The organism is Pseudomonas sp. PS01300 (assembly GCF_029960155.1).
Lineage (GTDB): Bacteria > Pseudomonadota > Gammaproteobacteria > Pseudomonadales > Pseudomonadaceae > Aquipseudomonas > Aquipseudomonas palmensis.
Genome location: NZ_JASCPN010000001.1, coordinates 187,708 through 210,858, shown reverse-complemented (window position 1 = coordinate 210,858; position 23,151 = coordinate 187,708). Strand labels below are relative to the sequence as shown.

Below are 23,151 nucleotides of genomic sequence, written 5' to 3'. Positions count from 1 at the left end.
TCAAAGGGTGAGGCGGGTCATCTCGACGCCGGTGGCCTGGTCGACGCGCAACTGCTCGACGATCTCGGCCTGCAGGCGGCGGCACAGTTCAGGGTCGGACAGCGGCTGGTTGTCGGCGTCGGTGATGAAGAACACGTCTTCCACCCGCTCGCCCAGGGTGGCGATCTTGGCGTTCTGCAGCGACAGGTCGAACTCCAGGAAGATCTTGCCGATGCGTGCCAGCAGGCCCGGGCGGTCCGGGGCGCTGAGCTCGAGGATGGTCACCGGGCGCTGGGCATCGTTGAGGATGGTCACCTGGGGCGCGAAGGTGAAGTGCTTGAGCTGGCGCGGTACCCGACGCTGGATGATGGTGGGGTAGTCGTCGGGGTTGCGCAGGGCTTCGGTGAGGCCTTCACGGATTTCCTTGACGCGCTGCGGGTTGTCGCCGATCGAGCCGCCGTCGTTGTCGAGCACGATGTAGGTGTCGAGGGTGAACTGGCTGCTGGAGGTGATGATGCGTGCGTCGTGGATGTTCAGGTTGAGCTGGTCCATCGCGGCCACGGTCACGGCGAAGAAGTCGTGCTGGTCGGGGGCATAGATGAAGATCTGCGTACCGCCCTCGAACTCGCGCTGGGTGGTCTCCTTGATCAGCACCAGCGGGCCGCCGTCGGCCGGCTGCTGCAGGATCGCGTCGGAGTGCCAGGCCACGTCCGCAGCGGTGTGGCGCAGGAAGTAGTCATCGCCCAGTTGCGACCACAGTTGTTCGACGTCGTCCGGGTCGGTGCCTTCGCGTACCAGGATGTCCAGAGCTGCGCTCTGGGTCTGGCGGATCTGCTCTTCGCGTTCCAGCGGGTTTTCCAGGCCGCGGCGCAGGGCCCGCTTGGTTTCGGTGTAGAGCTGGCGCAACAGGCTGGCGCGCCAGGAGTTCCACAGGCTCGGGTTGGTGGCGTTGATGTCGGCCACGGTGAGCACATAGAGGTAGTCCAGGTGCACCAGGTCGCCGACCAGCTGGGCGAAGTCGTGGATCACCTGCGGGTCGGAGAGGTCCTTGCGCTGGGCAGTGGTCGACATCACCAGGTGGTTCTGTACCAGCCACACGATCAAACGGCTGTCCCAGGCGGGCAGCTGGTGGCGGCTGCAGAATGCCTGGGCGTCCACCGCACCGATCTCGGAATGGTCGCCCTGACGCCCCTTGCCGATGTCGTGGTACAGGCCGGCGAGGTAGATCAGCTCGGGCTTGGGCAGGCGCCCCATGAGCTTGCTGGCCAGCGGAAATTTCTCGGACACAGGGGTGTACTGCAGTTTGCGCAGGTGCTTGATCAGGTTCAGGGTGTGCGCATCGACCGTATAGATGTGGAACAGGTCGTGCTGCATCTGCCCCACGATCAGGCCGAACTCGGGCAGGTAGCGCCCCAGGATGCCGTAGCGGTTCATGCGGCGCAGGTTGCGGTGGATGCCGATCTCGCACTTGAACAGCTCGATGAACAGGCTGGTGTTGCGGATATCGTTGCGGAACTCGTCGTCGATCAGGTGCCGGTGCTCGCGCAGCAGGCGGATGGTGTCGGCACGCACGCCCTTGATCTCGGGGTGCTGGGCCATCAGCACGAAGATCTCGAGCATGGCGAACGGGGTGCGCTTGAACACGTTGCTGCGCACCGCCTCGATGTAGCCGTCATGCAGCTGGAAGCGTGGGTTCAGCGGTTGGGTGCTGCTGGCGCTGTCATCGGCGAGGATGACTTCCTCGAAGTGCTGGATGATCAGGTCGCTGAGCTCGGCGATGCTCATCACCACCCGGTAGTACTGTTGCATGAACTGTTCGATGGCGCGCTTGGGGTTGTCGTCGGTAAAGCCCAGCAACGTGGCGATGCTGCGCTGGTGGTCGAACAGCAGGCGGTCTTCGGCGCGCCCAGCGAGCATGTGCAGGGCGTAGCGCACCTTCCACAGAAACTCCTGGGACGAGGCCAGCAGGTTGTTCTCGCTCTCCAGCAGGAAGCCTTCGCCGGCCAGCGCATGCAGGTTGAGCGTACCGTACTGGCGGCGCGCTACCCAGAGCACGGTCTGGATGTCGCGCAGGCCACCGGGGGAGCCCTTGACGTTGGGTTCCAGGTTGTACTCGGTGTCGTTGTACTTGTGGTGGCGCGCCTTCTGCTCGGCGCGCTTGGCCAGGAAGAATTCCTTGCTCGGCCACATGTGCGCCGTGCTGGTGACCTCGAGCATGCGCTGGCGCAGGTGTTCGGGGCCGCAGATGGTGCGGCTTTCCATCAGGTTGGTGACCACCGTGAGGTCGGCGCGCGCCTGTTCGGCGCATTCGTCCACCGAGCGCACGCTCTGGCCGACTTCCAGGCCGATGTCCCAGAGCAGGGTGAGAAAGCGCTCGATCGAGTCGCGAAACACCTCGTGGTCGGCGTCATCGAGCAGGATCAGCAGGTCGATGTCGGAGTAGGGGTGCAGCTCGCCGCGCCCGTAGCCGCCGGTGGCGATCAGGGCGATGTCGGCGGCTTCGCTCCAGCTGAACTGGTTCCATGCCTGTTGCAGGATGTTGTCGACGAACCAGGCGCGGTCCTCGATCAGTCGGCGGATCTCGCGGCCGCTGCGAAAGCGCCCGTCGAGCACCTCGCCGGCCTGGCGGATGGCTTTCTTGAAGGCCGCTATGGGGCTGGCCTTGAGGGCCAGTTCCGCCTGGAACTGGCCGCGGTCGAACAGCTCGGGGTCCACCTGGGGCATCGATGACGTTCCTGTGAGGGTCAGGCCGAAGTGCGCGGGATCGTGTCGTCCTTGCGCAGGGTGAAGATCTCGTAGCCGGTGGCGGTGACCACCAGGGTGTGTTCCCACTGCGCCGAGAGCTTGCGGTCCTTGGTGATGGCGGTCCAGCCGTCGCCCAGCACCTTGGTGTCGGCCTTGCCCTGGTTGATCATCGGCTCGATGGTGAAGGTCATGCCTTCCTTGAGTTCCATGCCGGTACCGGCGCGGCCGTAGTGCAGGATCTGCGGCTCTTCATGGAACACCTTGCCGATGCCGTGGCCGCAGAACTCGCGCACCACCGAGAAGCCGTTCTTTTCGGCGTGCTTCTGGATCACTTCGCCGATGTCGCCCAGGCGGCAGCCCGGCTTGACCAGCTCGATGGCCTTGTACATGCACTCCTGGGTGACCTGGGAAAGGCGCTCGGCCCATACCGGCACGGTGCCGACGTGGAACATGCGGCTGGTGTCGCCGTGGTAGCCGTCCTTGATCACGGTCACGTCGATGTTCAGCGTGTCGCCATCCTTGAGCGGCTTGTCGCCCGGGATGCCGTGGCACACCACGTGGTTGACCGAGGTGCAGATCGACTTGGGGAAGCCCTTGTAGTTCAGGGGCGCGGGGATGGCCTGCTGCACGTTGACGATGTAGTCGTGGCACAGGCGGTCGAGTTCCTCGGTGGTGACACCGGGCTTGACGTGTTCTTCGATCATCTCCAGGACTTCGGCGGCCAGGCGGCCGGCGACGCGCATCTTTTCGATGTCTTCGGCGGTTTTGATAGTGACGGTCATTGCAGGCTCTCTACGGCGCGCGCAGGCGCAAATGAAACGGGAAAGGCGTGATTCTAACAGAGCGAGGCGGCGGGCTGGGGCCTGGGCTGCGGGGCATTGCCTACTATTTATGTTGATTGCATCGGTCGCTGCGTGAGCAGGGCGGGTGCAACCCTCGGGTGTCGTCTGTTTTTTCGGTTTCGCTCGGCTCACTTGTGTGGTATAAAATGCGCCGCTTTCGGGGATAGCCCCGTCTGCTCAAACCCACACACGTGTCGACACGATGGCCTGGGTGCCCCTGACTTCGGTTTCGGGGTTGGTCATTGGGATACGTGGAGGCCCAACCCGACTTATCAAGGAACTATCATGTCCCAAGTCAACATGCGCGATATGCTGAAGGCCGGTGTGCACTTCGGTCACCAAACCCGTTACTGGAATCCGAAAATGGGCAAGTACATTTTCGGCGCGCGCAACAAGATCCACATCATCAACCTTGAAAAAACCCTGCCGATGTTCAACGAGGCACTGACCTTCGTAGAGCGCCTGGCCCAGGGCAAAAACAAGATTCTGTTCGTCGGCACCAAGCGTTCCGCTGGCAAGATCGTTGCTGAAGAAGCAGCACGTTGCGGTTCGCCGTACGTCGATCACCGCTGGTTGGGCGGCATGCTGACCAACTACAAGACCATCCGTGCTTCGATCAAGCGTCTGCGCGACCTGGAAACCCAGGCCGAAGATGGTACCTTCACCAAGCTGACCAAGAAAGAAGCGCTGATGCGCACCCGCGATCTGGAAAAACTGGACCGCAGCCTGGGTGGTATCAAGGACATGGGCGGCCTGCCTGATGCCCTGTTCGTGATCGACGTTGACCACGAGCGCATCGCTATCACCGAAGCCAACAAGCTGGGTATCCCGGTCATCGGCGTTGTCGATACCAACAGCAGCCCGGAAGGCGTTGACTACATCATCCCAGGCAACGATGACGCCATTCGCGCCATCCAGCTGTACATGGGTTCGATGGCTGACGCCGTTATCCGTGGTCGCAACAACGTTGCCGGCGGCACCGAAGTGTTCGCAGAAGAAGCAGCTGCACCGGCTGCCGAAGCCTGAGTAGCTGACGCTTAGCGTCGACTCGGCACGCAAAAAGGGGGCTTGGCCCCCTTTTTGCCACCTTGAAATCCTCTTGTCAGCGTCGCCGTTGCATCATTGCGAACTGCATGTGCTCTGGCAGTGGATTTCCAGAATTGAACGCCCGTCAGGTATCGGGTGGAATGGTTGAAAACCTATCCAAGAGGAATTTGAAATGGCAGCAATTACTGCAGCGCTGGTAAAAGAACTGCGCGAGCGTACCGGCGAAGGCATGATGGATTGCAAGAAAGCCCTGGAAAAGGCTGGCGGCGACATCGAAAAAGCCATTGACGACATGCGCGCTTCGGGTGCCATCAAGGCAGCCAAGAAAGCTGGCAACGTTGCCGCTGAAGGCGCCATCGCCATCAAGGCCGACGACAAGTCCGCTGTCCTGCTGGAAGTGAACTCGCAGACCGACTTCCTGGCCCTGCAAGACGACTTCAAGGCCTTCGTCGCCGAAAGCGTCGAGCAAGCCTTCGCTGAAAAACTGACCGACGCTGCGCCGCTGATCGCTGCGCGTGAAGCTGCTCGTGAAGCCCTGGTGGCCAAGGTTGGCGAAAACGTCAACATCCGTCGCCTGGTGCGCGTTGAAGGTGACGTTGTCGGTACCTACCTGCACGGCAACAAGATCGGTGTTGCAGTGGTCCTGAAGGGCGGCGACGTCCAACTGGCCAAAGAGATCGCCATGCACGTGGCGGCAAGCAACCCTGAGTTCCTGCTGCCGTCGGAAGTTTCGGCTGAAGCGATCGAGCGCGAAAAAGCCGTGTTCCTGCAGCTGAACGAAGAGAAGATCAAAGGCAAGCCTGAGAACATCGTCGAGAACATGGTCAAAGGCCGTATCTCGAAGTTCCTGGCCGAAGCCAGCCTGGTCGAGCAAGCCTTCGTCATGAACCCGGAAATCAAGGTCGGCGAGCTGGCCAAGAAAGCCGGTGCCGAAATCGTTTCCTTCACCTACTTCAAGGTAGGCGAAGGCATCGAGAAGCCAGTCGACAACTTCGCTGAAGAAGTTGCTGCACAGCTGGCTGCTGCCAAGCAGTAAGACAGAGTCACCTCTGTCGCCCCAAAGAGGCTGCCCGCTCACGCGCGCAGCCTCTTTGTCAAAGCGGGGGCGGTTTACAACGCCGCCCTTTCGCTGGCGCAGTCGCTGCGCCACGCTACAGTTAGCAGGCTGAAAACAGCCCGCCCAGATTTTTTTTCAAAACGCCGCAGGAGAGATTCGCAATGGCTCAGCAGGGCAGTGGTTATCAGGCTCGCTATAAACGCATTCTACTCAAGCTTAGCGGCGAGGCCCTGATGGGCTCGGAAGAGTTCGGCATCGACCCCAAGGTGCTGGATCGCATGGCGCTGGAAGTCGGCCAACTGGTCGGTATCGGTGTGCAGGTCGGCCTGGTGATCGGTGGCGGCAACCTGTTCCGTGGCGCGGCGCTCAGCGCAGCGGGCATGGATCGCGTTACCGGCGACCACATGGGCATGCTGGCCACGGTAATGAATGCGCTGGCCATGCGCGATGCGCTGGAGCGCGCCAACATCACCGCCATCGTCATGTCGGCGATCTCCATGGTAGGCGTGACCGATCACTATGATCGCCGCAAGGCCATGCGCCACCTGAACTCGAAAGAAGTGGTAATTTTCGCGGCCGGTACCGGCAACCCGTTCTTCACCACCGACTCCGCCGCCTGCCTGCGCGCCATCGAAATCGATGCCGACGTGGTATTGAAGGCAACCAAGGTCGATGGTGTATACACTGCAGACCCATTCAAAGACCCGCATGCCGAGAAGTTCGATCATCTTACCTACGATGAAGTGCTGGATCGCAAGCTGGGCGTGATGGACCTGACAGCTATCTGTCTGTGCCGAGACCACAAGATGCCGTTGCGCGTCTTCAACATGAACAAGCCTGGCGCCCTGCTGAACATCGTGCATGGTGGCGCTGAAGGGACCCTGATCGAGGAAGTTCAAAAATGATCAACGAAATCAAGAAAGACGCCCAAGCGCGTATGCAGAAATCCCTGGAGTCTCTGGCTTATGCGTTCGGCCAGATTCGTACCGGCAAGGCACACCCCAGCATCCTGGCAAGCGTGATGGTGCCTTACTACGGTACCGACACCCCGATCAGCGGCGTGGCCAACGTCACCGTGAAAGATTCGCGCACCCTGCAGGTCGTGGCTTTCGAGCGCAACATGCTCGCTGCCGTCGACAAGGCCATCCAGAGCGCCGGCTTGAATCTCAATCCGACCAACCTGGGTGAGCTGCTGCTGATCAGCATGCCAGCCCTGACCGAAGAAACCCGCAAGGGCTTCACCAAGCAGGCGCGCAGTGCAGCCGAAGACGCGCGCGTTGCTGTGCGCAACATTCGCCGCGATGCTCTGGGTGAACTGAAGAAGCTGGTCAAGGACAAGGAAATCAGTGAAGACGAAGAGCGTCGCGCCATCGCTGATATCGACAAGCTGACCAAAGATACCGAGGCCCAGATCACCAAGGCCACCGAAGAGAAAGAAAAGGACCTGATGGCCGTTTAAGGGCCGGGACTTTTTTCAATGGAAAAGACCAAGCAGGGTGTGCCTCCATCGGTGCCGCGCCATGTCGCGATCATCATGGATGGAAATAATCGCTGGGCGAAGAAGCGCCTGTTGCCCGGCGTTGCCGGGCACAAGGCAGGCGTGGATGCGGTGCGCGCGGTCATCGAGGTGTGCGCCGAGGCCAAGGTCGAGGTCCTGACCCTGTTCGCGTTCTCCAGCGAGAACTGGCAGCGCCCGGCCGACGAGGTCGGTGCGCTGATGGAGCTGTTCTTCTCGGCGCTGCGTCGCGAGGCCAGGCGGCTCAACGAGAACAACATCAGCCTGCGCATCATCGGTGATCGCTCACGCTTTCACCCTGAGTTGCAGGCTGCCATGCGCGAGGCCGAGGCGCTGACCGCAGGCAGCAATCGCTTCATCCTGCAGATCGCCGCCAACTACGGTGGTCAGTGGGATATCGCCCAGGCCGCCCAGCGCCTGGCGCGTGAAGTGCAGGCCGGGCATCTGCGCCCGGAAGACATCACCCCCGAGTTGCTGCAGCCGTGCCTGGCGACAGGCGATCTGCCGTTGCCCGACCTGTGCATCCGCACCGGTGGCGAGCACCGCATCAGCAACTTCCTGCTGTGGCAGCTGGCGTACGCCGAGCTGTATTTCTCCGACCTGTTCTGGCCGGACTTCAAACACGAGGCCATGCGCACTGCATTGGCCGATTTCGCTTCGCGCCAGCGCCGCTTCGGTAAAACCAGCGAGCAGGTCGAGGCTGGAGCCCGTGCTTAATGCTTAAACAACGCATCATCACTGCGCTGATTCTGTTGCCGATTGCCCTGTGCGGGTTTTTCCTGCTCGACGGGGCGAACTTTGCCTTGTTCATCGGCCTGGTGGTCACCCTCGGGGCCTGGGAATGGGCCCGCCTGGCCGGGCTGATCGCCCAGGGCCTGCGGGTTGCCTATGCCGTGGTGGTCGCCGGCCTGCTGATGCTGCTGCACCTGATGCCGGAGCTGGCACCCTGGGTGCTGGGCGTTTCGGTGCTGTGGTGGGCGCTGGCCACCTGGCTGGTGCTGACCTACCCGCGTACCAGCGAGCTGTGGGCCAGTGTGGCCTGCCGCCTGCTGATCGGCCTGCTGGTGCTGTTGCCGGCCTGGCAAGGCCTGGTGCTGATCAAGCACTGGCCCCTGGGCAACTGGCTGATCATGGCGGTGATGGTCCTGGTATGGGGCGCCGATATCGGCGCCTACTTCTCGGGCCGGGCCTTTGGCAAGCGCAAGCTGGCGCCGCAGGTCAGCCCCGGCAAGAGCTGGGAAGGTGTCTACGGTGGCCTGGCGCTGAGCCTGGTGATCACGGCGGTGGTGGGCGTGACCCGCGAGTGGAGCGCCGGCGAGCTGATCCTCGGTCTGTTCGGTGCCGCCGTCGTGGTACTGGTGTCGGTGGTCGGCGACCTGACCGAAAGCATGTTCAAGCGCCGTTCCGGGATCAAGGACAGCAGCAACCTGCTGCCGGGGCACGGTGGGGTACTGGATCGCATCGACAGCCTCACGGCTGCCATCCCGCTGTTTGCCGTGCTGCTGTGGGCCGCCAACTGGGGCGCGCTGTGAGCCGCCCGCAACGGATCACGGTGCTGGGCGCTACAGGCTCCATTGGCCTGAGCACACTGGACGTGATTGCCCGTCACCCCGAGCGCTACCAGGCCTATGCCCTGAGCGGCTATTCGCGCCTGGGCGAGCTGCTGGCCCTGTGCCTGCGCCATGCTCCGGTGTTTGCCGTGGTGCCGGGCGATGAGGCCGCGCAGCAGTTGCAGGCCGACCTGCGTGCTGCGGGGTCGAGTACCGAGGTGCTGGTGGGCGAGCAGGGCCTGTGCCAGGTGGCGGCCGACCCGCAGGTGGATGCGGTGATGGCGGCCATCGTCGGTGCGGCGGGGTTGCGTCCGACCCTGGCCGCAGTGGAGGCGGGCAAGAAGGTGCTGCTGGCCAACAAGGAGGCGCTGGTGATGTCCGGCGCCCTGTTCATGCAGGCCGTGCAGCGCAGTGGTGCGGTACTGCTGCCGATCGACAGCGAGCACAACGCGATCTTCCAGTGCCTGCCTGGGGACTATGCCCGCGGCCTGGCCCAGGTGGGTGTGCGGCGCATCCTGCTGACCGCCTCCGGTGGTCCGTTTCGTGAAACGCCGCAGGCCGAGCTGGAGCACGTCACCCCGGAGCAGGCCTGTGCGCACCCGAACTGGTCCATGGGGCGCAAGATCTCCGTCGACTCGGCCAGCATGATGAACAAGGGCCTGGAGCTGATCGAGGCGTGCTGGCTGTTCGATGCCAGGCCTGCCCAGGTCGAGGTGGTGGTCCACCCGCAAAGCGTGATTCACTCGCTGGTCGACTACGTCGATGGTTCGGTGCTGGCACAGTTGGGCAACCCCGACATGCGCACGCCGATCGCCAACGCCCTGGCCTGGCCGCAGCGCATCGACTCGGGTGTGGCGCCGCTGGACCTGTTCGCCGTTGCCCGCCTGGATTTCCAGGCGCCGGACGAGCAGCGCTTTCCGTGTCTGCGCCTGGCGCGTGAAGCGGCGGACGCCGGCAACAGTGCCCCTGCGATGCTCAATGCGGCCAATGAAGTGGCCGTCGAGGCATTTCTTCAGCGGCGCATCCGCTTCCCGCAGATCCCGAGTATCATCGAGCACGTGCTCAACCAGGAAGCGGTCGTTGCCGTGCCGACGCTGGAGGCGGTGTTTGCAGCCGACCAGCGTGCACGCAGCCTGGCCGGGCACTGGTTGGATCGTCACGGGGTCTGAGGTGCGACGTCGCCACGGGTTGCGCCCGCTCCCGCTGAACGCTATTCGGAGAAAGACATGAGTGCGCTCTACATGATTATCGGCACCCTGGTCGCATTGGGCGTGCTGGTCACCTTTCACGAGTTCGGTCACTTCTGGGTGGCGCGGCGCTGCGGCGTCAAGGTTTTGCGGTTTTCCGTAGGGTTCGGCATGCCGCTGGTACGCTGGCATGACCGCCATGGCACCGAGTTCGTGGTGGCCGCCATTCCCCTGGGCGGCTACGTGAAGATGCTCGACGAGCGCGAAGGCGAAGTGCCTGCCGACCAGCTGGAGCAGTCGTTCAACCGCAAGAGCGTGCGCCAGCGCATCGCTATCGTCGCCGCCGGCCCCATCGCCAACTTTCTGCTGGCCATCGTGTTCTTCTGGGCACTGGCCATGCTTGGCAGCCAGCAGGCGCGGCCGGTCATCGGCGCGGTCGAGGCTGGCAGCCTGGCGGCCGCCGCAGGCCTTAGCGCCGGCCAGGAGATCGTCGCGGTCGACGGCAAGCCGACCAACGGCTGGGCAGCGGTCAACCTGCAGCTGGTGCGCCGGCTGGGTGAAAGCGGTGCGCTGCAGGTCAGCGTGCGTGAAGAGGGTGCCGGCACCGACAGCAGTCATGTGCTCAAGCTCGATGCCTGGCTCAAGGGTGCCGACGAGCCCGACCCGATCCGCTCCCTGGGCATCCGCCCATGGCGCCCGGCGCTGGTGCCGGTGCTGGCCGAACTTGATCCCAAGGGGCCGGCCCAGGCCGCCGGTCTGAAAACCGGCGACCGCCTGCTGGCACTCGATGGCAAGGCGCTTGACGATTGGCAGCAGGTGGTGGACACCGTGCGCGGCCGTGCCGGCAGCCGCATCGTGCTGAGCGTGGCGCGTGACGGGGCGACGCTGGAGTTGCCGGTAACCCTCGCCAGCCGTGGCGAAGGCCAGAATGCCAGTGGCTACCTGGGGGCGGGCGTGGCGCCGGTGGAGTGGCCTGCGGCCATGTTGCGCGAGGTCAGTTATGGCCCGCTGCAGGGCCTGGGCGAGGGTGTTTCGCGCACCTGGAACATGAGCGTGCTGACCCTCGATTCGCTGAAGAAAATGCTGTTCGGCGAGCTCTCGGTAAAAAACTTGAGCGGACCGATAACCATTGCTAAAGTGGCGGGCGCTTCGGCCCAGTCCGGCGTTGGGGATTTCCTGAATTTCCTCGCCTACCTGAGCATTAGCCTGGGGGTTCTTAATTTGCTGCCCATTCCTGTACTGGATGGGGGGCATTTGCTGTTTTACCTGATCGAATGGGCGCGTGGTCGTCCGCTTTCGGATCGGGTGCAAGGTTGGGGGGTCCAGATCGGTATCAGTTTGGTAGTCGGGGTGATGTTGCTTGCCCTGATCAACGATTTGGGTCGACTGTAACGCTTCGCTCAATTGCGAACCTGCCGCGTCCCGCGGTGGGTCGTTTATTGCCAGTTGGAATAAGAAAGGACTTCATGAAACGTCTGCTGCTAACTGCGGTTCTCGCCGTACTGATGATCGCTGAAGTTCACGCCGAGTCCTTCACCATCTCCGATATTCGTGTCAATGGTCTGCAGCGGGTTTCCGCGGGCAGCGTGTTCGGCGCCTTGCCATTGAACGTTGGGGACGAGGCCGATGATCGGCGCCTGGTGGATTCCACCCGTGCGCTGTTCAAGACCGGCTTCTTCCAGGACATCCAACTGGGTCGCGACGGCAACGTCCTGATCATCACCGTGGTCGAGCGTCCTTCCGTCTCGAGCATCGAGATCGAAGGCAACAAGGCCATCAGCACCGAAGACCTGATGAAGGGTCTGAAGCAGTCGGGCCTGGCCGAAGGTGAAATCTTCCAGCGTGCCACCCTCGAAGGTGTGCGCAACGAGCTGCAGCGCCAGTACGTGGCCCAGGGCCGCTACTCGGCCGAGGTCGACGCCGAGGTGGTGCCGCAACCGCGCAACCGCGTAGGTCTGAAAATCAAGATCAACGAAGGCACCGTCGCTGCCATCCAGCACATCAACGTGGTGGGCAACACCAAGTTCAGCGACGACGAGCTGGCCAGCCTGTTCGAACTCAAGACCACCAACTGGCTGTCGTTCTTCAAGAACGACGACAAGTATGCCCGCGAAAAACTGTCCGGTGACCTCGAGCGCCTGCGCTCCTACTACCTGGACCGCGGCTACATCAACATGGACATCGCCTCCACCCAGGTGTCGATCACCCCGGACAAGAAGCACGTCTACATCACCGTGAACGTCAACGAGGGCGAGAAGTACACCGTTCGTGACGTCAAGCTGTCCGGCGACCTGAAGGTGCCGGAAGACCAGGTCAAGGCACTGATGCTGGTGCAGCCTGGCCAGGTGTTCTCGCGCAAGGTGATGACCACCACCTCCGAGCTGATCACCCGCCGCCTGGGCAACGAAGGCTATACCTTCGCCAACGTCAACGGCGTGCCGCAGCCTCACGATGACGACCACACCGTCGACATCACCTTCGTCGTCGACCCGGGCAAGCGTGCCTACGTCAACCGCATCAACTTCCGTGGCAACACCAAGTCCGAGGACGAAGTGCTGCGCCGCGAGATGCGCCAGATGGAAGGTGGCTGGGCATCGACCTACCTGATCGACCAGTCCAAGACCCGCCTCGAGCGCCTGGGCTTCTTCAAGGAAGCCAACGTCGAGACCCCTGCCGTGCCGGGCACCGACGACCAGGTCGACGTGAACTACAGCGTCGAAGAGCAGGCATCGGGTTCGATCACCGCCAGCGTCGGTTTCGCGCAGAGCGCCGGCCTGATCCTGGGTGGTTCGATCAGCCAGAACAACTTCCTGGGTACCGGTAACAAGGTCTCCATCGGCCTGACCCGTTCCGAATACCAGAGCCGCTACAACTTCGGCTTCGTGGACCCCTACTGGACTGCCGATGGCGTGAGCCTTGGCTACAACGCCTTCTACCGCACCACCGACTACGACGACCTCGACGTCGACGTGGCCAGCTATGCGGTGGACAGCCTGGGTGCGGGCGTCAGCGTCGGCTACCCGATCAGCGAGACTTCGCGCCTGACCTTCGGCCTCACCGCCCAGCAGGACAAGATCAAGACCGGTCGCTACACCGTTGACGAGATCTTCGACTTCGTCAAAAAGGAAGGCGACAACTACCTGAACTTCAAGGCATCGGCCGGCTGGTCGGAGTCCACCCTGAACAAGGGCGTGCTGGCTACCCGTGGTCACTCCCAGAGCCTGGTGCTCGAGGCGACCACCCCGGGCAGCGACCTGTCGTTCTTCAAGCTTGACTACCGTGGCCAGCTGTTCAAGCCGATCAACAACGACTACACCCTGCGTCTGCACACCGAGCTGGGCTACGGCGACGGCTTCGGCAGCACCTCGGGCCTGCCGTTCTACGAGAACTACTACGCCGGTGGCTTCAACTCCGTGCGTGGCTTCAAGGACAGCAGCCTGGGCCCGCGCAGTACCCCGAGTAAAGGCAACAACCCTGGCACTGCGCGTGACCCGGACCAGGATCCACTGCCGTTCGGCGGCAACGTGCTGGTGCAGGGCGGCGTGGAACTGCTGTTCCCACTGCCGTTCGTCAAGGACCAGCGTTCGCTGCGCACCTCGGTTTTCTGGGACGTGGGTAACGTGTTCGACACCAACTGCGGCTCCAAGCCGGATTGCGAGAAGGTCGGCCTCAGCGGCCTGGCCAGTTCGGTCGGCCTGGGCGTGACCTGGATTACTGCACTGGGCCCGTTGAGCTTCAGCCTGGCGATGCCGGTCAAGAAGCCGGACGATGCCGATACCCAGGTGTTCCAATTCTCTCTGGGCCAGACCTTCTAAGGGTCTGCCCCGCGTAAACGACAACGGATTCTGTAGGAGTGCATCGTGCGTAAGTTGACTCAACTGGCTGTACTGGCTGCGACCCTGATCGCGACCCCGGCATTTGCCGAGATGAAAATTGCCGTCCTGAACTATCAGATGGCGCTGCTGGAATCGGACGCGGCCAAGAAGTACGCGGTCGATGCGGAGAAGAAATTCGGCCCGCAACTGACCAAGCTGAAAAACCTGGAAAGCAGCGCCAAGGGCATCCAGGACCGTCTGGTCAAGGGTGGCGACAAGATGGCCCAGGGCGAGCGCGAGCGTCTGGAGCTTGAATTCAAGCAAAAGGCCCGTGACTTCCAGTTCCAGTCCAAGGAGCTGAACGAAGCCAAGGCCGTTGCCGACCGCGAGATGCTCAAGCAGCTCAAGCCCAAGCTCGACGGCGCAGTGGAGGAAGTGATCAAGAAGGGTGCTTTCGACCTGGTACTCGAGCGTGGCGCGGTCATTGATGTCAAGCCTCAGTACGACATCACCCGCCAGGTCATCGAGCGCATGAACCAGTCCCGTTGAACATGACTGCGACCATGAAACTCGGCCAGCTGGCCGAGTTCCTCGGGGCCACCCTCAGTGGCCCGGCGGAGCTCGACATCACTGGCCTTGCGACCCTGCACGAGGCTGGCCCGGGACAACTGAGTTTCCTGGCCAACCCGCAGTACCGCAAATTCCTGCCTGAGAGCAAGGCCGCTGCGGTCCTGCTCAAGGCTGCCGATGCCGAAGGCTTTGCCGGTCACGCGCTGATCGTTGCAGATCCCTACCTGGCCTACGCACGTGTTTCCCACCTGTTCGATCCAAAGCCCAGGGCTGTGGCGGGAGTTCATCCCAGCGCCGTGGTGGCTGCAGACGCACAGGTCGATGCCAGCGCCAGCATCGGTGCCTGTGCAGTGATCGAAAGCGGGGTGCAGATCGGCCCTGGCGTGACCATCGGTGCCCACTGCTTCATCGGTGCGCGCAGCGTGATCGGCGAAGGCGGCTGGCTGGCCCCGCGCGTCACGCTGTACCACGATGTGCATATCGGCAAGCGTGTGGTGATCCAGTCCGGCGCCGTGCTGGGGGGGGAGGGTTTCGGTTTCGCCAATGAAAAGGGCGTATGGCAGAAGATTGCCCAGATCGGCGGCGTGAGCATCGGCGACGATGTCGAGATCGGCGTGAACACCGCCATCGACCGCGGTGCACTGGCCGATACCCGTATCGGCAATGGCGTGAAACTCGACAACCAGATCCAGATCGCCCATAACGTACAGGTCGGCGACCACACGGCAATGGCCGCGTGTGTCGGTATTTCCGGCAGCACCAAGATCGGCAAGCATTGCACCATCGCCGGCGGTGTCGGCATGGTCGGGCATATTGATGTGTGTGATGGGGTGTTCGTCTCCGGGATGACCATGGTCACCCGTTCCATCACCGAGCCAGGTGCCTATTCGTCCGGTACGGCCATGCAGCCGCTGGGTGAGTGGCGCAAGAGTGCCGCGCGCATTCGCCAGCTGGATGAGATGGCCAAACGTCTTCAACAAGTGGAAAAGCGACTCGAGGCCGTGACCTCGGGCGACAAAGCTTCATCAGAAGGCTGATACCATTTCCTGATCAAGAGCGCCCAGCCGCTAGACTGCGCTCCTTGATTTGCTAAAGGAGCGCCGCTTGAACGTGCGCGCTCCCTATCTTTACTACAGGCTTCCCCCCGAAATGATGGACATCAACGAGATTCGCGAATATTTGCCTCACCGTTACCCGTTCCTGCTGGTGGACCGGGTGGTGGACTTGGACGTAGAGGCCCAGCGCATTCGTGCCTACAAGAATGTCAGCATCAACGAGCCTTTCTTCAACGGTCACTTCCCGGCGCACCCGATCATGCCCGGCGTGCTGATCATCGAAGCGATGGCCCAGGCAGCCGGCATCCTCGGGTTCAAGATGCTGGACGTCAAACCCGCGGACGGTACCCTGTACTACTTCGTCGGTTCCGACAAGTTGCGCTTTCGCCAGCCGGTGCTGCCGGGTGATCAACTGATCCTCGAAGCCAAGTTCATCAGCTGCAAGCGCCAGATCTGGAAGTTCGAGTGCCAGGCGTCGGTGGACGGCAAGCCGGTATGCTCGGCCGAGATCATCTGCGCGGAACGCAAACTATGAGTTTGATTGACCCTCGGGCAATCATCGATCCATCGGCAAAGATTGCCGACGGCGTCGAGGTCGGCCCATGGTCGATCGTCGGTGCCGGGGTCGAGATCGGGGAAGGGACCGTGATTGGTCCGCATGTGATTCTCAAAGGGCCGACCCGCATCGGCAAGCACAACCGCATCTACCAGTTCGCCTCTGTCGGCGAAGACACCCCTGACCTCAAGTACAAGGGTGAACCGACGCGCCTGGTGATCGGCGACCACAACGTGATCCGCGAAGGCGTGACCATTCACCGTGGCACCGTGCAGGACCGTAGCGAAACCACCCTGGGTGATCACAACCTGGTCATGGCCTATGCCCATATCGGGCACGACAGCGTGATCGGCAACCACTGCATCCTGGTCAACAACACCGCGCTGGCCGGGCATGTGCATGTGGGCGACTGGGCGATACTGTCCGGGTTTACCCTGGTGCACCAGTTCTGCCATATCGGCGCCCACAGCTTTTCCGGCATGGGTACCGCCATCGGCAAGGATGTGCCGGCCTTCGTCACCGTGTTCGGCAACCCGGCCGAGGCGCGCAGCATGAACTTCGAAGGCATGCGCCGTCGCGGTTTCAGCGATGAAGCTATCCATGCCCTGCGCCGCGCCTACAAGGTGGTGTATCGCCAGAACCTGACGGTCGACCAGGCCATCGCCGAACTGGCCGAGCCCGCCCAGCAGTTCCCCGAGGTCGACCTGTTCGTCAAGTCGATCCAGAACTCTGCCCGCGGCATCACCCGCTGACATGGCGCAACTCTGTGTAGCGCTGGTGGCAGGCGAAGCCAGCGGCGATATTCTTGGCGCCGGCCTGATGCGTGCACTCAAGGCCCGCCATCCGCAGGTACGCTTTATCGGCGTCGGCGGCCCATTGATGGAAACCGAGGGGCTGAGCTCCTACTTTCCCATGGAGCGCCTGGCCGTCATGGGCCTGGTCGAAGTGCTGGGTCGCCTGCGCGAGCTGCTCAAGCGCCGCAAGCTGCTGATCCAGACGCTGATCGAGCAGAAGCCGGACGTGTTCATCGGTATCGATGCGCCCGACTTCACCCTCAACATCGAACTGAAACTGCGCCAGGCCGGCATCAAGACCGTGCACTACGTCAGCCCTTCGGTATGGGCCTGGCGGCAGAAGCGTGTGCTGAAGATCCGCGAAGGCTGCGACCTGATGCTCACGCTGTTTCCGTTCGAGGCGCGGTTCTATGAAGAGCAGGGCGTGCCGGTGCGTTTCGTCGGCCACCCGCTGGCCGATACCATCCCGCTGCAGGCCGACCGCACTGCAGCGCGTGAAGCGCTGGGCCTGCCCGACGGACCCTTGGTGGCCCTGATGCCAGGCAGCCGTGGCGGCGAAGTAGGGCGCCTGGGTGCACTGTTTCTGGATACCGCACAGCGGCTTCGCGAGCTGGTGCCGGGGGTGCGCTTCGTCTCGCCCTGCGCCAACCCGGTGCGCCGTGCCCAGCTCGAACAGATGCTCGAAGGCCGCGACCTGCCACTGACCCTGCTCGACGGCCAGTCGCACCAGGCCCTGGCGGCCTGCGATGCGGTATTGATCGCCTCGGGCACCGCTACCCTGGAGGCGCTGTTGTTCAAGCGACCCATGGTGGTGGCGTACCGCGTGGCCCCGGTGACCTACTGGATTCTCAAGCGCCTGGTCAAAAGCCCTTATGTATCGCTGCCCAACCTGCTGGCCCAGCGCCTGCTGGTGCCCGAACTGCTGCAGGAGGCCGCCACCAGCGAGGCCCTGGCGCAGACCCTGGCACCACTGGTGAATGGTGGCGAGCAGCAGACCGAGAGCTTCGATCAGATTCACCGTACCCTGCGCCGCGATGCCTCCAACCAGGCAGCCGACGCGGTACTGGCCTTGCTGGAACATCGATAAATGCAAATCGGACTGGATTTCAACCTGGTCGAAGACCTGGTCGCCGGGGTTGACGAAGTCGGCCGCGGCCCGCTGTGTGGCGCGGTGGTGACCGCTGCCGTGATCCTCGACCCGAGCCGGCCGATCCTGGGCCTGAACGATTCGAAAAAGCTCACCGAGGCGCGCCGCGAAAAGCTCTTCGACGAGATCTGCGAGAAGGCCCTGAGCTTTCACATCGCCCGCGCCGAGGTCGACGAGATCGACCAGTTGAACATTCTGCATGCCACCATGCTGGCCATGCAGCGCGCGGTCGAAGGCCTGCACATCACGCCCAAGCTGGCACTGATCGACGGCAACCGTTGCCCCAAGCTCAACGTGCCATCGGCGCCGGTGGTCAAGGGTGACAGCCAGGTGCCGGCCATCGCTGCGGCCTCTATCCTGGCCAAGGTGACCCGTGACCGGGAAATGGCTGCCTTCGAGCTGATCTACCCTGGCTACGGCATCGGCGGGCACAAGGGCTACCCGACCCCGCTGCACCTTGAAGCCCTGGCCCGGCTTGGCCCTACGCCGATTCACCGGCGCTCGTTCGCCCCGGTACGGGCTGCATTCGAGGCCCGTGGCCTGCAGGCCAACGGCCTGTTGCCGGTGTAGAGGCAACCCCCGTTCAGCCTGACCACTCCCGCGCAGGCTGTAGTTTTGATCGAGGCCCGGTACAATCCGGGCCTTGTTGTTTTGTGCTGCTATAGGATCATCATGTCGGCTTCTTTCGTTCATCTTCGCCTGCACACCGAATTCTCGCTGGTCGATGGCCTGGTGCGGATCAAGCCGCTGGTCAAGGCCCTGGCCGGGATGAACATGCCGGCGGTGGCCGTCACCGACCAGAGCAACATGTGCTCGCTGGTCAAGTTCTACAAGACCGCCATGGGCAGCGGGATCAAGCCGATCTGCGGGGCCGACCTGTGGCTGTCCAACGCCGACCCCGACCTGCCGCTGTCGCGCATCTGCCTGTTGGCGATGAACGCCAAGGGCTACCGCAACCTCACCGAGCTGATCTCCCGTGGCTGGATGGACGGCCAGCGCAATGGCGTGGTGGTCATCGAACGCGAGTGGATCGCCCCGGCCAGCGAGGGCCTGATCGCCTTGTCGGCGGCCAGGGAAGGCGATATCGGCATGGCACTGCTGGGCAACAACCCGCAGGAAGCCGAGGCCCTGCTGCGCGACTGGATGGCGATGTTCCCCGATCGCTTCTATGTCGAGGTGCAGCGCACCAACCGCAGCGGCGACGAAGAGTACCTGCACGCCGCCGTGGCCCTTGCCGACCGCCTGGGCGCGCCGCTGGTGGCCACCAACGACGTGCGCTTCATCAAGCAGACCGACTACGACGCCCACGAAACCCGGGTGTGCATCGGCGAAGGCCGTGCCCTGGACGATCCGCGGCGTTCGCGCAACTACAGCGACCAGCAGTACCTGAAAAGCCCGGAAGAAATGGCCGAGCTGTTCAGCGACCTGCCCGACGCCCTGGCCAACACGGTCGAGATCGCCAAGCGCTGCAACATCGAGGTGCAGCTGGGCAAGCACTTCCTGCCCGACTTCCCCACGCCCAACGGCATGGGCATCGACGAATACCTGCGCCATGTGTCCCATGAAGGCCTGGAAGAGCGCCTGGCGGTGCTCTGGCCCAAGGACACCACGCCCAACTATGAAGAGAAGCGCCAGGTCTACCTCGACCGGCTGAAGTTCGAGCTGGACATCATCATCCAGATGGGCTTCCCCGGTTACTTCCTGATCGTTATGGACTTCATCAAGTGGGCCAAGAACAACGGCGTGCCGGTAGGTCCGGGCCGGGGGTCGGGTGCCGGCTCGCTGGTGGCCTACGTGCTGAAGATCACCGACCTCGACCCGCTGGCCTACGACCTGCTGTTCGAACGTTTCCTCAACCCTGAACGGGTCTCGATGCCCGACTTCGACGTCGACTTCTGCATGGACGGTCGCGACCGCGTGATCGAGTACGTGGCCGACGCCTACGGGCGCAATGCGGTGAGCCAGATCATCACCTTCGGCACCATGGCGGCCAAGGCGGTGGTGCGTGACGTGGCGCGGGTGCAGGGCAAGTCCTACGGCCTGGCCGACCGCCTGTCGAAGATGATTCCGTTCGAAGTCGGCATGACCCTGGAGAAGGCCTACGAGCAGGAGGAAATGCTGCGCGACTTCCTCAAGACCGACGAGGATGCCAAGGAAATCTGGGACATGGCCCTCAAGCTCGAGGGCGTTACCCGGGGCACCGGCAAGCACGCCGGTGGCGTGGTCATCGCGCCGACCAAACTCACCGACTTCTCGCCGATTGCCTGTGACGAAGAGGGCGGCGGCCTGGTAACCCAGTTCGACAAGGATGACGTGGAGGCGGCCGGCCTGGTGAAGTTCGACTTCCTCGGCCTGCGTACCCTGACCATCATCAAGTGGGCAATGGAGACGATCAACCGCGAGCAGGCCAAAGCCGGCCTGCCGGACCTGAACATCGACTTCATCCCGCTGGACGACAAGAAGACCTACGACCTGCTGCAGAAGGCCGAGACCACTGCGGTATTCCAGCTCGAGTCGCGCGGCATGAAGGAGCTGATCAAGAAGCTCAAGCCCGACTGCCTGGAAGACCTTATCGCACTGGTGGCACTGTTCCGCCCGGGCCCACTGCAATCGGGCATGGTGGACGACTTCATCAACCGCAAGCACGGCCGCGCCGAGCTGGCCTACCCGCACTCCGACTACCAGTACGAAGGCCTCAAGCCGGTACTGGCGCCGACCTACGGCATCATCCTGTACCAGGAACAGGTGATGCAGATCGCCCAGGTGATGGCCGGCTACACCCTTGGCGGTGCGGACATGCTGCGCCGGGCGATGGGCAAGAAGAAGCCCGAGGAAATGGCCAAGCAGCGTGGCGGTTTCATCGAAGGCTGCGCCACCAACAACATCGACCCGGACCTGGCGGGCAACATCTTCGATCTGGTGGAAAAGTTCGCCGGTTACGGCTTCAACAAGTCCCACTCCGCCGCCTACGGCCTGGTGTCGTACCAGACCGCCTGGCTCAAGACCCATCACCCGGCCGCGTTCATGGCTGCGGTACTGTCGGCGGATATGCACAACACCGACAAGGTGGTGACCCTGATCGAGGAAGTGCGCAGCATGAAGCTGCGCCTCGATGCACCGGATGTGAACACCTCCGACTTCAAGTTCACGGTCAACGACGACGGCCGCATCGTGTATGGCCTGGGCGCGATCAAGGGCGTGGGCGAGGGCCCTGTCGACGCGATCGTCGAGGCGCGCAGCAGCGGGCCGTTCAAAGACCTGTTCGACTTCTGCGAGCGGGTCGACCTCAAACGCATCAACAAGCGCACCCTCGATGCATTGATCCGCAGCGGTGCGCTGGACCGCCTGGGGCCGTTCTTCCACGACGAAATCAAGGCCTACCAGGCCAACATCGACCGTAATCGCGCGGTGCTGCTGGGGGCGATGGAAGAGGCGATCAAGTCGGCCGAACAGACCGCACGCACCCACGACAGCGGGCACTCGGACCTGTTCGGCGGGTTGTTCGTGGAGGCCGACGCCGACGTCTATGCCAACCACCGCAACGCCCGCGAGCTGACCCTCAAGGAACGCCTGCGCGGCGAGAAGGACACCCTGGGCCTGTACCTGACCGGCCACCCGATCGACGAGTACGAAGGCGAGATCCGCCGTTTCGCCCGTCAGCGCATCATCGACCTCAAGCCGGCCCGCGATACCCAGACCGTGGCCGGCATGATCATTGCGCTGCGCGTGATGAAGAACAAGAAGGGCGACAAGATGGGCTTCGTGACCCTCGACGACCGCTCCGGGCGCATCGAGGCGTCGCTGTTTGCCGATGCGTTCATGGCCGCGCAGCCGTTGCTGCAGACCGACGCGATGGTGGTGGTCGAAGGGGAGGTCAGCAATGACGACTTCTCCGGTGGCCTGCGCCTGCGGGTCAAGCGTGTGATGAGCATGGAAGATGCACGTACCAACCTGGCCGAAAGCCTGCGCCTGAAGATCCATGCCGACGCCCTCAAGGGCGACCGCCTGGCGTGGCTGGGCGAGCTGTTCAAGCGCCATCGCGGCGCGTGCCCGATCAGCATGGAATACACCGGCAACGATGCGCGCGCCCTGCTGCAGTTTGGCGAAGGTTGGCGCATCGACCCCGCGGACGGACTGATTCAGGCCCTGCGTGACCAGTTCGGGCGTGAGAACGTCTTCCTGCAATATCGATGAATTGATGAATTTTTAATCTCGACCTGAATGCGCCTGATCCCTTAAGGTAGGGCGCCAAACGGATCAACCGGCCGGCCGCCTGGCCGTCGACCCAAGACGGATGCCTATGAACCCGAATTTTCTGGATTTCGAACAGCCGATTGCTGACCTGCAAGCCAAGATCGAAGAGCTGCGCCTGGTCGGCAATGACAACTCGCTGAACATCGGCGATGAAATCGCCCGTCTGCAAGACAAGAGCAGCACGCTGACCGAGAGCATTTTCGGCAACCTGACCAGCTGGCAGATCGCGCGCCTGGCGCGTCACCCGCGTCGTCCGTACACCCTGGACTACATCGACCACATCTTCACCGAGTTCGACGAGCTGCATGGCGACCGCCACTTCTCCGACGACGCCGCGATCGTTGGCGGCATCGCCCGCCTGGACGACCAGCCGGTGATGGTGATCGGTCATCAGAAAGGCCGTGAAGTGCGCGAGAAGGTACGCCGCAACTTCGGCATGCCACGCCCTGAAGGCTACCGCAAGGCGTGCCGCCTGATGGAAATGGCCGAACGCTTCAAGATGCCGATCCTGACCTTCATCGACACCCCGGGCGCCTACCCCGGCATCGACGCCGAAGAGCGCAACCAGAGCGAAGCGATTGCCTGGAACCTGCGCGTGATGGCTCGCCTGAAAACGCCGATCATCGCCACCGTGATCGGCGAAGGCGGTTCGGGCGGTGCACTGGCCATCGGCGTTTGCGACCAGCTGAACATGCTGCAGTACTCCACCTACGCGGTGATTTCGCCGGAAGGCTGCGCCTCGATCCTGTGGAAGACTGCCGAGAAGGCTGCTGACGCAGCCGAAGCGATGGGCATCACGGCCGAGCGCCTCAAGGGCCTGGGTATCGTCGACAAGGTGATCGGCGAACCACTGGGCGGCGCACACCGTGACCCGGCGGCGGCCTCGGCCAACATCCGCGCTTCGCTGATCGAGCAGTTGGACATGCTCAAGGCGTTCGACAACGACGCGCTGCTCAAGCGCCGTTATGATCGCCTGATGAGCTACGGGCTCTGATCTGAACTCATCGGTGGCCCTTTCGCTTCTGTAGGAGCCGGCT

Annotated in this window: 19 protein-coding genes; 17 read left to right on the top strand and 2 right to left on the bottom strand. The window is 62.9% G+C overall.

Annotated features, from left to right (window positions below; genetic code table 11):
* Together QMX96_RS01040 and map are read right to left on the bottom strand one after the other, a co-directional pair.
* Positions 1–2,703: a [protein-PII] uridylyltransferase gene (locus tag QMX96_RS01040; RefSeq protein ID WP_282360611.1), complete on the bottom strand. Its 2,703-nt coding sequence runs from the start codon at positions 2,701–2,703 to the stop codon at positions 1–3.
* 20 nt (positions 2,704–2,723) lie between these two features.
* Positions 2,724–3,506 (bottom strand): type I methionyl aminopeptidase, encoded by a 783-nt coding sequence (gene map / locus QMX96_RS01035; protein ID WP_043863251.1) that lies wholly within the window; start codon positions 3,504–3,506, stop codon positions 2,724–2,726.
* A gap of 345 nt (positions 3,507–3,851) precedes the next feature.
* Here map and rpsB point away from each other — a divergent pair, with 345 nt between their 5' ends.
* From rpsB to QMX96_RS00950, 17 genes are all read left to right on the top strand, one after another.
* On the top strand, positions 3,852–4,592 hold the full coding sequence (rpsB, locus tag QMX96_RS01030) for a 30S ribosomal protein S2 (RefSeq protein ID WP_043863252.1): 741 nt from the start codon (positions 3,852–3,854) through the stop codon (positions 4,590–4,592).
* A gap of 193 nt (positions 4,593–4,785) precedes the next feature.
* On the top strand, positions 4,786–5,649 hold the full coding sequence (tsf, locus tag QMX96_RS01025) for a translation elongation factor Ts (RefSeq protein ID WP_043863253.1): 864 nt from the start codon (positions 4,786–4,788) through the stop codon (positions 5,647–5,649).
* A gap of 182 nt (positions 5,650–5,831) precedes the next feature.
* Positions 5,832–6,575: a UMP kinase gene (gene pyrH / locus QMX96_RS01020; protein WP_038614006.1), complete on the top strand. Its 744-nt coding sequence runs from the start codon at positions 5,832–5,834 to the stop codon at positions 6,573–6,575.
* A complete protein-coding gene (frr, locus tag QMX96_RS01015; RefSeq protein ID WP_043863254.1) occupies positions 6,572–7,129 on the top strand; it encodes a ribosome recycling factor in 558 nt (185 codons plus the stop codon). The genes pyrH and frr overlap by 4 nt, the downstream gene beginning before the upstream one ends.
* 18 nt (positions 7,130–7,147) lie before the next feature.
* Positions 7,148–7,903, top strand: a complete 756-nt coding sequence (gene uppS, locus QMX96_RS01010) for a polyprenyl diphosphate synthase (RefSeq protein WP_043863255.1) — start codon at positions 7,148–7,150, stop codon at positions 7,901–7,903.
* Complete coding sequence (locus QMX96_RS01005) at positions 7,903–8,718, top strand: phosphatidate cytidylyltransferase (RefSeq protein WP_054915002.1); 816 nt, start codon at positions 7,903–7,905, stop codon at positions 8,716–8,718. The genes uppS and QMX96_RS01005 overlap by 1 nt, the downstream gene beginning before the upstream one ends.
* Positions 8,715–9,905 (top strand): 1-deoxy-D-xylulose-5-phosphate reductoisomerase, encoded by a 1,191-nt coding sequence (ispC, locus tag QMX96_RS01000; protein ID WP_043863257.1) that lies wholly within the window; start codon positions 8,715–8,717, stop codon positions 9,903–9,905. Before QMX96_RS01005 ends, ispC begins: the two co-directional genes overlap by 4 nt.
* A gap of 57 nt (positions 9,906–9,962) precedes the next feature.
* Entirely contained in the window at positions 9,963–11,315 is a 1,353-nt protein-coding gene (gene rseP, locus QMX96_RS00995; protein WP_282360602.1) for an RIP metalloprotease RseP, read from the top strand.
* A gap of 74 nt (positions 11,316–11,389) precedes the next feature.
* Positions 11,390–13,738: an outer membrane protein assembly factor BamA gene (gene bamA, locus QMX96_RS00990; protein ID WP_275730922.1), complete on the top strand. Its 2,349-nt coding sequence runs from the start codon at positions 11,390–11,392 to the stop codon at positions 13,736–13,738.
* A gap of 45 nt (positions 13,739–13,783) precedes the next feature.
* Positions 13,784–14,287: an OmpH family outer membrane protein gene (locus QMX96_RS00985; RefSeq protein WP_043863260.1), complete on the top strand. Its 504-nt coding sequence runs from the start codon at positions 13,784–13,786 to the stop codon at positions 14,285–14,287.
* Positions 14,288–14,289: 2 nt separating this feature from the next.
* Positions 14,290–15,345 (top strand): UDP-3-O-(3-hydroxymyristoyl)glucosamine N-acyltransferase, encoded by a 1,056-nt coding sequence (gene lpxD / locus QMX96_RS00980; RefSeq protein WP_043863261.1) that lies wholly within the window; start codon positions 14,290–14,292, stop codon positions 15,343–15,345.
* Between the two features lie 112 nt (positions 15,346–15,457).
* The gene (gene fabZ / locus QMX96_RS00975) at positions 15,458–15,898 is read left to right on the top strand and encodes a 3-hydroxyacyl-ACP dehydratase FabZ (RefSeq protein WP_038613986.1); all 441 of its coding nucleotides are present in this window, start codon (positions 15,458–15,460) and stop codon (positions 15,896–15,898) included.
* Positions 15,895–16,671 carry an acyl-ACP--UDP-N-acetylglucosamine O-acyltransferase gene (gene lpxA, locus QMX96_RS00970; RefSeq protein ID WP_043863262.1) on the top strand — a complete coding sequence of 259 codons (777 nt, stop codon included), beginning with the start codon at positions 15,895–15,897 and terminating at the stop codon, positions 16,669–16,671. The genes fabZ and lpxA overlap by 4 nt, the downstream gene beginning before the upstream one ends.
* Before the next feature lies 1 nt (position 16,672).
* On the top strand, positions 16,673–17,800 hold the full coding sequence (lpxB, locus tag QMX96_RS00965; RefSeq protein ID WP_282360596.1) for a lipid-A-disaccharide synthase: 1,128 nt from the start codon (positions 16,673–16,675) through the stop codon (positions 17,798–17,800).
* Positions 17,801–18,430 (top strand): ribonuclease HII, encoded by a 630-nt coding sequence (gene rnhB, locus QMX96_RS00960; protein WP_054914999.1) that lies wholly within the window; start codon positions 17,801–17,803, stop codon positions 18,428–18,430. It abuts the gene before it with no gap.
* 102 nt (positions 18,431–18,532) lie between these two features.
* Positions 18,533–22,054, top strand: a complete 3,522-nt coding sequence (gene dnaE / locus QMX96_RS00955; protein WP_058541490.1) for a DNA polymerase III subunit alpha — start codon at positions 18,533–18,535, stop codon at positions 22,052–22,054.
* 106 nt (positions 22,055–22,160) lie between these two features.
* The gene (locus tag QMX96_RS00950) at positions 22,161–23,108 is read left to right on the top strand and encodes an acetyl-CoA carboxylase carboxyltransferase subunit alpha (protein ID WP_043863266.1); all 948 of its coding nucleotides are present in this window, start codon (positions 22,161–22,163) and stop codon (positions 23,106–23,108) included.
* Positions 23,109–23,151: the final 43 nt, after the last annotated feature.

Excerpts from the sequence above, each read along its gene's own strand:
- uppS (WP_043863255.1), top strand. The coding sequence starts at position 7,148 with ATGGAAAAGACCAAGCAGGGTGTGCCTCCATCGGTGCCGCGCCATGTC.
- pyrH (WP_038614006.1), top strand. The coding sequence starts at position 5,832 with ATGGCTCAGCAGGGCAGTGGTTATCAGGCTCGCTATAAACGCATTCTA.
- map (WP_043863251.1), bottom strand. The coding sequence starts at position 3,506 with ATGACCGTCACTATCAAAACCGCCGAAGACATCGAAAAGATGCGCGTC.
- rseP (WP_282360602.1), top strand. The coding sequence starts at position 9,963 with ATGAGTGCGCTCTACATGATTATCGGCACCCTGGTCGCATTGGGCGTG.
- QMX96_RS01040 (WP_282360611.1), bottom strand. The coding sequence starts at position 2,703 with ATGCCCCAGGTGGACCCCGAGCTGTTCGACCGCGGCCAGTTCCAGGCG.
- fabZ (WP_038613986.1), top strand. The coding sequence starts at position 15,458 with ATGATGGACATCAACGAGATTCGCGAATATTTGCCTCACCGTTACCCG.
- rpsB (WP_043863252.1), top strand. The coding sequence starts at position 3,852 with ATGTCCCAAGTCAACATGCGCGATATGCTGAAGGCCGGTGTGCACTTC.
- bamA (WP_275730922.1), top strand. The coding sequence starts at position 11,390 with ATGAAACGTCTGCTGCTAACTGCGGTTCTCGCCGTACTGATGATCGCT.
- rnhB (WP_054914999.1), top strand. The coding sequence starts at position 17,801 with ATGCAAATCGGACTGGATTTCAACCTGGTCGAAGACCTGGTCGCCGGG.
- lpxD (WP_043863261.1), top strand. The coding sequence starts at position 14,290 with ATGACTGCGACCATGAAACTCGGCCAGCTGGCCGAGTTCCTCGGGGCC.
- QMX96_RS01005 (WP_054915002.1), top strand. The coding sequence starts at position 7,903 with ATGCTTAAACAACGCATCATCACTGCGCTGATTCTGTTGCCGATTGCC.
- lpxB (WP_282360596.1), top strand. The coding sequence starts at position 16,673 with ATGGCGCAACTCTGTGTAGCGCTGGTGGCAGGCGAAGCCAGCGGCGAT.
- dnaE (WP_058541490.1), top strand. The coding sequence starts at position 18,533 with ATGTCGGCTTCTTTCGTTCATCTTCGCCTGCACACCGAATTCTCGCTG.
- QMX96_RS00950 (WP_043863266.1), top strand. The coding sequence starts at position 22,161 with ATGAACCCGAATTTTCTGGATTTCGAACAGCCGATTGCTGACCTGCAA.
- frr (WP_043863254.1), top strand. The coding sequence starts at position 6,572 with ATGATCAACGAAATCAAGAAAGACGCCCAAGCGCGTATGCAGAAATCC.
- lpxA (WP_043863262.1), top strand. The coding sequence starts at position 15,895 with ATGAGTTTGATTGACCCTCGGGCAATCATCGATCCATCGGCAAAGATT.
- tsf (WP_043863253.1), top strand. The coding sequence starts at position 4,786 with ATGGCAGCAATTACTGCAGCGCTGGTAAAAGAACTGCGCGAGCGTACC.